This is a genomic window from Allobacillus saliphilus, from assembly GCF_018138385.1.
Taxonomy (GTDB): Bacteria; Bacillota; Bacilli; order Bacillales; family Alkalibacillaceae; genus Allobacillus; species Allobacillus saliphilus.
The window spans coordinates 1-13,158 of record NZ_JAGSIE010000029.1 but is presented as its reverse complement, the minus strand read 5'-3'; the positions used below and the strand labels follow the sequence as shown (position 1 = coordinate 13,158).

13 protein-coding genes are annotated in these 13,158 nt (G+C 39.7%); 4 read left to right on the top strand and 9 right to left on the bottom strand.

All coding sequences use genetic code 11. The features are described 5' to 3' along the window. The 3 genes from pdaA to KC820_RS09815 all read right to left on the bottom strand — a co-directional run bounded on the left by pdaA (position 1) and on the right by KC820_RS09815 (position 2,794). A complete protein-coding gene (pdaA, locus tag KC820_RS09825; RefSeq protein ID WP_212370601.1) occupies positions 1-780 on the bottom strand; it encodes a delta-lactam-biosynthetic de-N-acetylase in 780 nt (259 codons plus the stop codon). 106 nt (positions 781-886) lie between these two features. Further along, entirely contained in the window at positions 887-2,200 is a 1,314-nt protein-coding gene (locus KC820_RS09820) for a Na+/H+ antiporter family protein (protein WP_212370599.1), read from the bottom strand. Positions 2,201-2,407: 207 nt separating this feature from the next. Next, a complete protein-coding gene (locus tag KC820_RS09815) occupies positions 2,408-2,794 on the bottom strand; it encodes an OsmC family protein (RefSeq protein WP_212370589.1) in 387 nt (128 codons plus the stop codon). A 106-nt stretch (positions 2,795-2,900) separates the two neighbouring features. Between KC820_RS09815 and KC820_RS09810 the strand changes: the two genes are divergently transcribed. Next, positions 2,901-4,070 (top strand): MFS transporter, encoded by a 1,170-nt coding sequence (locus tag KC820_RS09810; RefSeq protein ID WP_212370587.1) that lies wholly within the window; start codon positions 2,901-2,903, stop codon positions 4,068-4,070. Between the two features lie 462 nt (positions 4,071-4,532). Here the strand turns inward: KC820_RS09810 and KC820_RS09805 are convergent, their stop codons facing one another. The 3 genes from KC820_RS09805 to KC820_RS09795 form a co-directional block, all read right to left on the bottom strand. After that, positions 4,533-5,381, bottom strand: a complete 849-nt coding sequence (locus KC820_RS09805) for a YihY/virulence factor BrkB family protein (protein ID WP_212370672.1) — start codon at positions 5,379-5,381, stop codon at positions 4,533-4,535. A 97-nt stretch (positions 5,382-5,478) separates the two neighbouring features. Further along, positions 5,479-5,739: a hypothetical protein gene (locus KC820_RS09800; protein ID WP_212370585.1), complete on the bottom strand. Its 261-nt coding sequence runs from the start codon at positions 5,737-5,739 to the stop codon at positions 5,479-5,481. Then, complete coding sequence (locus tag KC820_RS09795; protein WP_212370583.1) at positions 5,739-6,224, bottom strand: low molecular weight protein-tyrosine-phosphatase; 486 nt, start codon at positions 6,222-6,224, stop codon at positions 5,739-5,741. Before KC820_RS09795 ends, KC820_RS09800 begins: the two co-directional genes overlap by 1 nt. A 187-nt stretch (positions 6,225-6,411) precedes the next feature. On the opposite strand from KC820_RS09795, the gene KC820_RS09790 reads away from it, so the two are divergent. Next, positions 6,412-7,770 carry an alanine/glycine:cation symporter family protein gene (locus tag KC820_RS09790; RefSeq protein WP_377862705.1) on the top strand — a complete coding sequence of 453 codons (1,359 nt, stop codon included), beginning with the start codon at positions 6,412-6,414 and terminating at the stop codon, positions 7,768-7,770. A gap of 52 nt (positions 7,771-7,822) precedes the next feature. Here KC820_RS09790 and KC820_RS09785 read toward each other — a convergent pair whose 3' ends face one another. Both KC820_RS09785 and KC820_RS09780 read right to left on the bottom strand, forming a co-directional pair. Beyond that, positions 7,823-8,488: an SOS response-associated peptidase gene (locus tag KC820_RS09785; RefSeq protein ID WP_212370581.1), complete on the bottom strand. Its 666-nt coding sequence runs from the start codon at positions 8,486-8,488 to the stop codon at positions 7,823-7,825. Between the two features lie 61 nt (positions 8,489-8,549). Beyond that, a complete protein-coding gene (locus tag KC820_RS09780; RefSeq protein ID WP_336511040.1) occupies positions 8,550-9,275 on the bottom strand; it encodes a lysophospholipid acyltransferase family protein in 726 nt (241 codons plus the stop codon). A 175-nt stretch (positions 9,276-9,450) separates the two neighbouring features. Here KC820_RS09780 and KC820_RS09775 point away from each other — a divergent pair, with 175 nt between their 5' ends. Then, entirely contained in the window at positions 9,451-10,281 is an 831-nt protein-coding gene (locus KC820_RS09775) for an HAD family hydrolase (protein WP_212370579.1), read from the top strand. Positions 10,282-10,584: 303 nt separating this feature from the next. Next, entirely contained in the window at positions 10,585-11,592 is a 1,008-nt protein-coding gene (gene mreBH, locus KC820_RS09770; protein WP_144162115.1) for a rod-share determining protein MreBH, read from the top strand. Positions 11,593-11,757: 165 nt separating this feature from the next. On the opposite strand, the gene KC820_RS09765 is transcribed toward mreBH, so the two are convergent. Then, positions 11,758-12,669: a DMT family transporter gene (locus KC820_RS09765; protein ID WP_336511041.1), complete on the bottom strand. Its 912-nt coding sequence runs from the start codon at positions 12,667-12,669 to the stop codon at positions 11,758-11,760. Positions 12,670-13,158: the final 489 nt, after the last annotated feature.

The following is a 13,158-nucleotide window of genomic DNA, read 5'->3' as shown; positions in this document are numbered from 1 at the left end:
TTAAAACGGCAACAGTTCATCCCACAATAATTCATCGAGTGACGCAAATTCATAGCCTCTTTTCCGTAAATCATCAATTAAATGACTGAGTGCTTCGGCATTATCTTCGGAAACAGCATGTAACAACACGACTGCGCCTGGATGAATTTGATCGATTACTCCGCGATAAGCCTGTTCCCACCCTTTTTTCTCACCTGTATTCCAATCGACTAAAGCGACTGTCCAAAACACATTGACATAGCCTAGTTTATTCGTAAGGTCCAATGTTCGTTCGCTGAAGACGCCCTTTGCTGGTCTGAAAAATTTCACATGATCTTGTGATGTTACGGTTGTAATCTTTTCATCAAGTGTTTTAAGATCTTTTTTAACTTTTTCATCACTTGCTGCAGTGTAATCTAAGTGTTTGTCGGAATGGTTACCGATAATATGACCCTCATTTACCATGCGTTTCGTTAGCTCTGGTTCATCATCGACATAGTGACCGGTCAGAAAGAATGTTGCCGGCACTTGTTTTTCTTTTAAAACATCTAAAATCATACCTGTATAGCCTTCTTCATACCCATTATCAAATGTTAAATAAATTTTCTTCTCATTTGGGTTCCCCATATAATATCCGTTATATTTTTCAATTAGTGGTGCGTAAAATCCTAAATCAGGTGGTGTTTCTCCCTCACTTTTTTTATAGCCGAATCCATGTGATTCATTAGATAGCGCTAAGATGGGCAAACTTTGAGCAATGACAAAAGCAATGATTAAAAAAACAGATAGTATTTTTTTCATGAAGATTTTCCTCCTTCTCTGCTTATAGGTTTCGCAGAAAGAAGAAAAACCATTCAAAAAAGGTTGGCGTCCCTTTTTACAAAGAAACAACCAACCTTCACTAATTTTATAAAAGTATTGATGCTGCCCATCCGAAAATGAGTAGTGGAATGTTGAAGTGAATGAATGTAGGTACACATGTATCCCAAATGTGGTTGTGTTTTCCGTCTACATTCAATCCAGCAGTCGCACCGAGTGTACTATCAGAAGCTGGTGAACCTGCGTCACCTAATGCTCCAGCTGTACCGATCAGAACAGCGATGGCCATTGGCGAAAACCCTGCAGCTAAAGCAATTGGAACGTACAACGCAGCAATAATTGGTATCGTACCAAAAGACGTACCGATCCCCATCGTAATCAATAGACCGACTAAGAGTAAAATCATTGCGATGACCGCTTTATTGCCTTCTAACATTCCTGATGATGCATCTACTAACGCTTCAACGGAACCTGTTTGTTTCAAAACTTCACCGAATCCTGATGCGGCTAGCATAATGAACGCGATCATTCCCATCATGCCAATCCCTTTTGACATCACCTCTTCGCCTTGCTTAAACGGTACAGCTACCAAAATAAACATAAGAAGTAAACCTGTTAAAGCACCAAGCACCATTTCACCGGTTATGATTTGAACGACTAATGCTGCAACGATAGCAATCAATGTCATGAAGTGTTTTGATTCGAAACTGAATGGTTCATCACTTTCATCTGCCATGCTTGAAGCAGCTTCACTTGCTTCAATTTGGCTGTAATCCCGTTTTTTCCGATACGTAATAAATAGAGCGATCAACAGACCGACAACCATTCCTAATCCTGGAATTAACATGGCTTGTGTCACTTCATTTAACGTAAATTCGATTCCATTTTCAACCATGTTATCCCGAATGATTCCTTGGAATATTAGTCCGAAACCAACTGGTAACATAACGTATGGCGCTTTTAATCCGAAGACCAATGAAGTCGCTACCGCACGTCGATCCAACTGCATTTTATCGAACAAAGCAATTAATGGCGGAATTAAAATCGGAACGAACGCGATGTGCACTGGGACTGCGTTTTGAGATAATGATGCGATAAGAGCAATTGCGATTAACATCACTCCGCGTTTTCCCTTGACTGCTTTCCGTAAAAATTGAACGAGTCCTCTTGTAATGCCTGTCAAACTAATCGCTACTGCAAATCCACCGAGCAACACGTAGCTGAGTGCTGTGTTTGCACTGCCACCCATGTTTTCAACAAATAATTTAACTGTGTCCGCGAGCGACATACCGGACATCAAGCCTGCTGAAAGTGCTGATATGACGATTGCTAAAAGTACGTTCACTCTCAATAAGCTTAAAATAACCATAATTAGTACTGATGCGATAACGACAAATGCCATTTGATTTCTCCCCTTTAACGATTTACCTCTTTATCTGTTTACTAGAGTAAAGGATTTTCAAAATGAATACAACCCTTTTTTTAAAATTTATTCATTTTATTTTTAAATATGTGTTTACGATCAAAGGCATTGTCTTTCGGTTTGGTCATCAACAAAAAAACTCATCCTAGCTTTAGCTAAGATGAGTCTATTGAGCGCTTTACATTTTTACGCGTCTACAATTTCTACTTTCTCTTCTACTTCAATTGTTGGTACGACGGATTGAACCATTGAACAGTTTTTCGATGCAATCTCTAAACTTTTTTGTAATTTTTTTGGGTTCAAATCTTTGCCTTTTACTTTAAATAACAGTGTCACTTTTTCGATGCGGTTCACTTCGTCTTCACTACGAGTGACATCCGCCTCTACTGTCATTTCATCCCACTCGACCTTTTGTTTGGCTAAAATACGTTTATATACTAAACTGCTGCATCCAGCCAATGACGAAACCATTAACTGAAATGGGCGGAAACCTTCATTTTCATCTCCAGAAATCGTTAGTTCACCTGCAGGAAGCTCACTAGTAATTTTTTCATCTGTTACCGTGAATTTCATTCGTAACTCACCTATCCTTCTTTTTTCGTGATTTTCAACTGGTTCTATTTTAACATAGAGAGAAAGTTCGTCATTCATTCTGCTTATAAGCAATGGAGGATTGTCTATGTCCTATTCAGCAAGAAGATTTGCCGTTCTCGTAGGTCTTGTCGGTATTTCTGGTTTTTCACAAGGATTATTATTGCCACTAATTTCTATCATTTTTGAACAAAATGGAGTATCTTCCTCGTTAAACGGATTTCATGCGACAGCTTTATACATAGGAATTTTAATTGTTTCACCATTTTTAGAGCCGCCACTACGTAAATATGGCTATAAACCAGTCATTTTACTCGGTGGTGCGGTTGTCTTTATTGCATTATTTTCATTTACATTATGGGAATCGATGTGGTTTTGGTTTGTTTTGCGATTGCTTATCGGTATTGGGGATAATATTCTTCATTTCGGTACGCAAACATGGATTACTACCACAACACCGGAGCATAAACGTGGAACGTATATTGCGATTTACGGATTGATGTTTGGTTTAGGATTCACCATTGGGCCGTTATTTACTCAGTTAGTAGCCATTCATCAAAATCTTCCTTTTATCGTTAGTTCTGTTCTATGTTTGTTTGTATGGATATTTATGTTCTGGATTAAAAACGATTACCCAGTTGATGAGACAGAGATGGATATCTCCTCTTCCAATACAATTGCACGTTTTACGAATGCAACGAAAATTGCTTGGATTGCATTACTCGGACCATTTGCTTACGGATTTTTGGAAACTGTCTTACACAGCATTTTCCCGATTTACGCGATGCGGATCGGTTATGATGTTGCATTAATCTCGGTGATTGTTCCTTGCTTTGCTGGGGCTGGCATCATTTCACAAATTCCACTCGGCGCATTCAGTGATCGAATTGGCAGAAAGAAAATGTTAACAATTGTTTTGTCTAGTGGGACAGCTATTTTCTTTGCGGGTACATGGTTCGACCAATACCTCATCGGATTATTCGCTACGTTTATTCTGGCAGGGCTTTTACTAGGTTCATTATTTTCCCTAGGGATTGCTTATATGACAGACCTGTTGCCAAGTATGCTTTTGCCTGCTGGCAATATATTATGTGGTGTTGCGTTTAGTATTGGCAGCATCACCGGCCCGATTTTTGGCGGCTTTTATCTTGATTATTTCGCTAATCAATCCTTCTTCCTCATGCTTGCATTGTTCATGGCAGCTGTAAGTATCATGATGTATTTCTTTGGTCCGAAGAAAAAGCCGAACAACGCTTAGTGCTTATTGAGGATAGATTCCCATTTTTGTGGGCTACCCGTGATTTGAGTGCTTCTATTCGACGGTAGGGAGCTGTTTTAGCGCGCTACCATCCTTTTGGGCGCTTCTATTCGACGGTAGGGAGCTGTTTGGGCGCGCTATCCTCGTTTTGAGCACTTCTATTCGACGGTAGGGAGCTGTTTGGGCGCGCTATCCTTCTTTTGGACGCTTCTATTCGACGGTAGGGAGCTGTTTTAGCGCGCTACCATCCTTTTGGACGCTTCTATTCGACGGTAGGGAGCTATTTGGGCGCGCTACCATCCTTTTGGACGCTCTTATTCGAGGGTAGAATACAATCTCTATGTGCTACCCCCGAATGGAGATTCCCTGGTCTGGCAAACCAATTTGCACATAAATAAACCCGAACTAAGATCCGCAATCTTAGTTCGGGTTTCATTTGGCTTAAGGCAATTTGCCTGCTCGCTATTCTACTATCTGTTTTTTTCTTGAAAGTAAGCGGCGATTGTTGCGATCAAGAATTGCATTGACCTCGCCCCCGATTATAATCATCATGCCTGATAAGAATAACCATACCATGAGCACGATGATCCCTCCAAGACTGCCGTACGTCGCTGAATAGTTACCGAAATTGGAAACGTAGAAAGAAAACCCCCACGATGTGACCATCCATCCGATTGTCGCAACCATCGCCCCCGGTAATGTGTGTACAAGTTTTAATTTTTTGTTCGGTCCGATGAAAAATAAAATCGTTAGTACGACGATTAATATGAGCGCTGTCAATATCCAGCGAATGACAAACCAAATTTGAACGAATTGCTCAGAAAGCCCGATCATGCCGAAGACGTATTCACCGAGCAATCGACCGAACACTGGCACCATTAGGGCAACAGCAATCAAGAATAAAACTAATAGCGTGAGCCCGATAGACAGCGTCCTAGCCACAATAAACGAGCGGGTTTCTTCAATTTCATAGGCTCGATTAAACGACCGCAATAACGCATTGACACCGACGGAAGCAGACCAAATCGTACCGATAATACTAAACGATAATAAGCCGCCGCCACCGCCATCAATCACTTGTTGCACGTTATCTTGAATCAAACCTTGCGTATTTGGTGGTAGATACTCTTGAAGCATGCGAAATATGTCTTCTTGAGTAACCGGAAGAAATGAAACTAGTGATAATAAGAAGATCAGTAATGGAAATAACGATAACAAGAAGAAATAAGATAATTGAGCAGCAAGTCCCGTTACGTCATCATTACTAAACTCCGTAAATAGTTCTTTCCAAAATTTTTTCTCAAAAATCATTCTCGTCACCTGCAATATATTTCGTTTTATTTGATGAAAAAAAGTAACGATAAGTCATTGAGCAAATACTCATACTTATCGTTCACTATATGCATGTTTATTTACGGTTATCATACTTATTAAAGAATGATTCCAACTGATTCAATTGCTGGATGACACGGTCCGTGCCTCTTGTAACATCATTTAATTTTGTTCGTAATTGTGAAATGGCCGTCGACGGCTGGGAGTATACTTGACGTATCTCATTTCCCATATTTTTGGAATAGTTTTTGACTTTCTCTCTTTCTTGGCGATCGATTAATGAAACAAATAAACCAAGCGCTGCTCCAACTAACATACCTTTTTTCCATTTTTCCATTAGTATTCCTCCTGTAATGGTTCAAGTTTTACTTTTACATCGTTCAATAAATGTTGACAAGCTTCAAAAACTAATTCATATGTTTCGTCAAAATCTCCTGTAAAATACGGATCTGGTACGTTTTTCACTTTAGAATCTGGCACAAAATCCAATAGTTTTTTAACGACGATAGTTGAATCTTCATCGATTTGTTTACGTATGTTGTCCAAGTTATCATCATCCATTGGAATAATGTAATCAAAATGGAGATAATCTTCTTCGCTAATTTGACGAGCAACGAGACCACTTGAATTGATGCCTGCATCCGTCAGCTTTTGAATTGTACCTTCATGCGGTGATTTACCAACATGATAGTCACCTGTTCCGGCAGAGTCGATGACTATTTGATCATCCAACCTCTTTTCACTCACTAAATCTTGAAAAATTGCTTCTGCCATCGGTGAACGACAAATATTCCCGAGACAGACAAATAATACTTTCACCATTCCATCACCCGCTTAATTATAATATAAAATAATAACATTATATTCATAATATCTATTTCCCTCGAATAGTGCTAGTAAACAAGGTTTTTTTGAGTTCATCCATAAATCCTCAAAAAAAGCTTGACATTTGCTTTAATTTTTCTGAAAATTTAGTTGATAGCCAATTATCTAAAAAAGGAGGAATGCGATGATGGGACAGTTAAATGATATTCTCAGTAAGGCAAGTGATATTGTTTGGGGAATTCCCCTTCTTGTGCTTCTCGTTGGTACAGGTCTCTATTTGACGATTCGTCTTGGTTTTTTACAGTTTCACAGTATGGGTTATGCACTTAAATTATCTTTTTCTAAAAAAGGGCAAGACAAAAAGTCAGATGGTGATATCTCACATTACCAAGCATTGACGACTGCGATGGCTGCTACAATTGGTACCGGTAACATTGCCGGGGTTGCCACAGCTGTCGTACTTGGGGGACCGGGTGCTGTCTTTTGGATGTGGATCACGGCATTAGTCGGTATGGCGACGAAATATGCTGAGGCATTGCTGGCTGTAAAGTATCGTGTCCAAAGTAAAGATGGAACGATGTCTGGTGGGCCGATGTATTACTTAGAAAAAGGATTGAACGCTAAATGGCTCGGTGTACTCTTCGCTTTATTCGGAGCGATTGCGGCGTTCGGTATCGGAAACATGGTGCAATCGAACTCGGTTTCTGATGTTCTTGCAAGTAACTTCAATGTTCACGGGGCTGTCACTGGTATTGTTTTGGCAGTATTAGCCGGGCTTGTTATTATTGGCGGTATCAAAAGTATCGGAAAAGTAACTGCATTTTTTGTACCGATTATGGCAGCGCTTTATCTCATAGGTGGGCTCATTATTTTATTTGTAAATTTCGATTTAGTACCTGCCGCGCTTGGATTAATTTTCACAGATGCATTTACTGGTAATGCAGTTGCTGGTGGTGCAATTGGTGCCGTTATCCGTTACGGGGTTGCTCGTGGGGTCTTCTCGAACGAAGCTGGTTTAGGTTCTGCCCCGATTGCAGCAGCTGCTGCTAAAACGGACTACCCTGCTAGACAGGCGTTAGTTTCCATGACGCAAGTGCTGATTGATACGATTATCGTTTGTTCTGTTACTGGTATTACAATCGTTATGGCGGGCTCCGAATTTTTCGCAGGTGGATATGATGGAGCGGATCTAACATCTGCTGCGTTCGGACACTTCTTAGGAGACTTCGGTAGCTACATTGTTGCTTTCGGTCTAGTATTCTTCGCTTTTTCCACTTTACTAGGCTGGTCTTATTACGGAGAGAAATGTTTTAACTACCTAACGAATGAACGTGGTTTATTCATTTACCGAGTCGTCTTCATCGGGTTGATTTTTGTCGGTGCAGTCGCTCAGCTAAAAACGGTTTGGGTTTTTGCAGACGTCATGAACGGACTAATGGCCTTCCCGAACTTAATCGGGTTACTCGGTCTTTCTGGCATTGTCGTTGCAGAAACAAAACGATTCTCTTCTGTTGCCAAAGAAGAACGAAGGAAAGCCAGTTAAATTAATTTAAACTGAAAAGGGCCGATCTTGGATTTACCAAGACCGGCTCTTCTTATGTTGTGAGCGGTGCAATACAGCTCTCATCGTTATTTTTAGGTGAGTTGACGTAAGAATCGACTTCATAGCGATCAAACGCAACATCATCCAATGACATTAACCAGTCACGCATTTCAGTCGCATCCTTTTGTTCATACGTAATCCATTCTTGTTCATGGGATTTAGGCAATATGACTGGCATACGATGATGAATCGGCTGCATAAATGCATTCGATTCTTTCGTTAAAATCGTACACGTAATATATTCGTCTTCCTCTTCACGATAGCGATCCCATAAGCCAGCGAACGTAAAGAGCTGTTGGTCATCGCGAAAGATTCGTTGCGGCTTCTTCTTTCCGTCTTCTTTCATCCATTCGTAAAAACTATCCGCAACAATCAAACAGCGTCTTCGTTCCATTAATCGTTTAAAGCTTGGTTTTTCATCGGCGGTTTCCAAGCGTGCGTTAATCATCTTATTGCCAATGGATAAATCTTTCGCCCACAAAGGAACCAAACCCCAACGCATCATTCCGCCACGATTTTTCTGCCCATCGTTAACAATCGTCAGTACGTCCTGTGTCGGGGCGATGTTATAACTCGGGTTCCAATCCAGTAATTCATCTAAATCAAAAGCTTCCATTATTTGTTCTGGTGAAGCAGTTAACGTAAAGCGACCACACATACGCACACCTCTCCTTTTGATTCATTAATTTCTTGCTTTCCGCTATCTTTTGAATACTAACTTATTTTTTCGTCTGATCCATAGCCTCTTGAATCCTTTTTTTCGTTTCATCAGCTAGCTCGTCAAGGCTCATATGTTCATATTCTTCTGGCAGTATTGGATCACAAACTGTTAAGTACACTTTCCCTTTTCGAATTCGATTATTGTTGGCTTCCATAATATTGTAAGTGCCATTAATCATCACCGGTTGAACAGGGACATTTGCCTTTCTGGCCAAAGATAAACTACCGCTTTTAAATTCAAGCAATTCATCCCTTCTCGCCCGCGTGCCTTCTGGGAAAATCAATAAGCTATGACCGTCTTTCAGCAACTCAATCCCTTGCTTAAATGTCTTTAATGATTGTCGACGATCTTTTCGGTCCAAAAAAAGACAGTCCATTTTCTCCATCCACGTTCGAGCAATCGGGATCTTTTTTACTTCAATTTTTGAAATAAATCCAAATGGCTTTTTCAAGTAACCGAGAAGTGCAAAAATATCAAAATTGCCTTGGTGGTTTGAGACAAACAATACTTGTGAGTCATGGATTTTCTCTTCTCCGTTAACGACAATTTTGCTACCTGTAGACTTAAAAATACTTCTACCGATTTTTTTAGGAAGTTTGTGCACGATTGCATTGTATTCCTCACGGCTATAGTTTTTTCTGTCCATCTTTTTTATTTTATTCAATATTGGAACAGACCGAAGCACTCGATAAATGCTTACGATCAATGTTTTTAATGTGCGCACCGTCATCCATCCCTCTTTGTTGTATGATGTTGTTGTTTATAGAACGATTCACTTATCATTGTATAGAAAAACACCTATGAAAAAAAGCTCTTTTGACTAACATACGGTTTTATTACCAAGCTTATCATTCCTATGGTAAAATAATTTCTAGAATATACAAAGTGAGGGATTTTGCATGTATCGAAATATCATCGAGCAAGCAGATGTGGTTATTTTTGATTTGGACGGAACATTGTATGAAGGTAAAGGGCATTTTAAATTACATACAGAAAACTTAAAATCCCGAGTACGTGAAGATTTACGAGAAGCATTTCAAGAGAAATACAATGAATATGAAAATGGCGAATCACCTCTTCAAATCGGTAAAATTTATGACGGCGAAAGAGATTTAATTTGGTCGTGGGACCCTTTTCAAGAAACATTGACAGAAGCTAGAAACTGGGACAATGAAGTCGTAGAAATAGAGAATGCTCCTTCTTTTATGCAAGCGAGTGACTTTGACTTTAACAAATGGGTACCGATTGGTGACGGCTGGTGGCCACCTTATGCAGTGGCACGTCACTTTGGCGTCCATGTGAAGGAAATCCAAGAGTCGTATAACCAGACAAAAGTACAAATGGCAGAACTCGAAGGATTTTTGAATCAGACACCTGGTTTGAAGGATTATTTGCAAGAGCTTTCGAAACGCAAGACGTTAGTCGTTTGTACGAATAGTGATTTAGAAGATGCGAAAAGATTACTAAGCTTTTTAGAGTTAGAGCAATTTTTTGTCGAAGTGATTCCATCCGCATTGAAGCCTGTCAATACAAAGAAACACTTTAATTATGTCATCGAAAAATATAATGTAGATGCTGAGAAAGTTGTTTCTGTCGGTGATAACTTTATGAACGAAATTGCACCAGCCTTACAGCTTGGAATGAGTACCGTATGGATTAGCGATGTCGATGAGTCACCTGTTGATGACGATCGATTGGTTTTAACGAATACATTAGCGACATTTGAATAAGTGCAGTTTCAGAAACCTGCTCTTTCGATGAGCAGGTTTCTTTTTTTATGATAGTTAAGAATTATTACATGATCGATAATGATGTAATTCATTTGTTATCTATTTTTAACAAAATTTCATTCAAAAAATGTTAAACTGACGAGGTATAGGAAATAGTTATATAGAAATCATTTCCTCTTCAACCAAGAGGATATCAGTTGACACAATTCGTCACATAACGAACAATAAAAAATGAAGCGAAACAATGAATAATTACGTAAACTTCGAGAAAAATTACCACACAAGAGAGATGGAGGCAACACAATGTTTTCAAATACTGCAATTGGAATTGACTTAGGTACTGCTAACCTGTTGATATATACAAAGAATAAAGGAATTGTTTTCAATGAACCTTCAGTTGTCGCAATAGATACACATACTGGAAAAGTATTGGCAGTAGGTAATGAAGCAAAAGAAATGATCGGAAAAACACCTCATAATATTCAATCCATTCGTCCATTAAAAGACGGAGTCATTGCTGATTATGAAATTACGTCACAAATGCTTAGTACAATGCTTAAAAAAGTAAGTAAAAAACTCGGTGTTTCTTTAAGAAAACCAAATGTAATTGTTTGTGCACCGACCGGTTCTACTTCTGTTGAACGTCGTGCCATCGACAATGCTATTCGTGAATATGGCGCTAAACAAGTACACATTATTGAAGAACCAGTCGCTGCAGCTATCGGAGCTGGACTACCTGTTGAAGAGCCTGTTTCCAATATGGTCGTTGACATTGGTGGTGGAACAAGCGAAGTAGCGATTATTTCCTTTGGTGGCGTTGTTTCAGCGAAATCAATTCGCACAGGCGGGGACCATATGGATAGCGCGATCATTCAGCATGTTCGCAAAAAATATAATGTCCTCATTGGTGAGCGAACAGCGGAAAACGTCAAAATGGAAATCGGTTATGCTTTAGTCGACCACGATCCGCTCACTATGGAAGTACGTGGGCGAGACTTGGTGACAGGTTTACCAAAAACGATTGAACTCAACTCACATGAAATTCAGCAGGCACTCCGTGAGTCATTGGAAGCCATTTTGGAGGCCATCCGTGACACCCTTGAAAACTGTCCACCAGAATTAAGTGGTGACATTGTCGATCATGGGATTATGCTAACCGGTGGCGGTGCACTCTTGAAAGGCATGCAAGACTGGTTATCCAACGAAATCGATGTTCCTGTGCACATTGCCGAGAACCCGATTGAATGCGTTGCTGTTGGTACCGGGAAATCACTGAGTATCATTCATAAACTTCAAAAAGCGACAAAATAATTAACTTATCAATCACATACGTCACATTTGCATATCATCCTGTGGGTGGTGTGCTTTTTGGCGTGGATTGAATAAGCTATTTTTATCGTCCATGTGGTGTACTTTCGTCGTATTTGTTTTGTAACAAAAATCCCGCTACCTTTTCAATCAGGTAACGGGGTCCGGTTAATTCGTCGTTTCAATTGCTTTCTTATCTTTTTTTGAAAATCGCTTGATGTTCTTCAAATTCAAATTAACGAGTAGGACGCCACCGACCACAAGGATTCCACCGAAAATTTGAGCTGGAACAAGTTTTTCATTTAAAAATATGACAGCCATGATTGTTGTAAAGACAGGTAACAAGTTCAAAAAAATGCTCGCTAACGAAGGACCTAAATTCGAGACGGATTTATTCCAAAAAATAAGCCCAATTACTGACGGAAAAATCCCTAGGTATAACAATCCGGCTATGCCCTTATAATCCGTGATTTCAACATGAAACCCATTGATGATCCAATTCGCAATAGCAAACGGCAAGATAATCAAAAAGCCCATTCCCAGCATGATCACTACACCGCCATACACAGGAAACTTGTGATTATGTTGCTTGACATACATTCCATAAATCGCCCAAATTAGAACAGCAACAATCATGAAGATGTCACCAATATTGAAATCGAGCGCTAATAAAACTTCCAACGAACCATTCGCAATGACCCAGATTGCTCCAATAAAGGAAATTCCAGCTCCGATTAATTGTCGTCTCGTCAACCGTTCCTTTAATATGAAATAACCTAGAAAAATAGAAAAAACTGGTGTCGTTGCTTCAACAATTCCAGCGTTTGTCGATGATGTATAGTTTAAGGATAAGTAAACAAAGAAGTTAAAAAATGAAATGCCAGTCACAGCAAACGCAAATAAGTATTTCCAATTTTCCTTCCATATGTCCATATGATATTTCACCTGTTTATAACCAATAGGCAAAGTAATGAGGAAAGCAATGAATAAACGAAAGAACACTACAGTTACAGGTGACATATGGCTAACTGCTTTACCGACTACCAAGTTGCTGGAAAAGATGGTAACCGCAATCAACACAAATATATAAGACCTAACCACCAAATCACCACCTAAAGACTATCATACTCTTTATTAATATATGTTCAATGGTGCATAACTGTTTTAACTTATGCTTGCTAGGCTAAACACTACCTAACAACCGCCGTATTTCGACTGAAATCAAATTCGTGATTGCGTTTCGGGTGATTAGGCGCTAGCTATTCCACCGAAACTTCACTCTCGTTTCTGATTCGGGGGATTATCGCTTCTGATCTAGGGGATTAGATGCTTTATCAACGACATTTGGCGCTGCGTTGAGTGCCGTTCGGGTGTTGAGACCGCTCCTCGATGACTTTTCACGTTTCATAAGCTGCCATTCGGATATCGAGACAGCTTCTCGACGACTTTTTGCACTTCATAAGCCACTGTTCGGGCGTTGAGACGGCTTCTCGGATTAAGTCCATATAATTGTGTAAAAAGAATAGGTCATCCTTCTCTCCTGTGTTAAAGTGATTTCAACCACAAAAT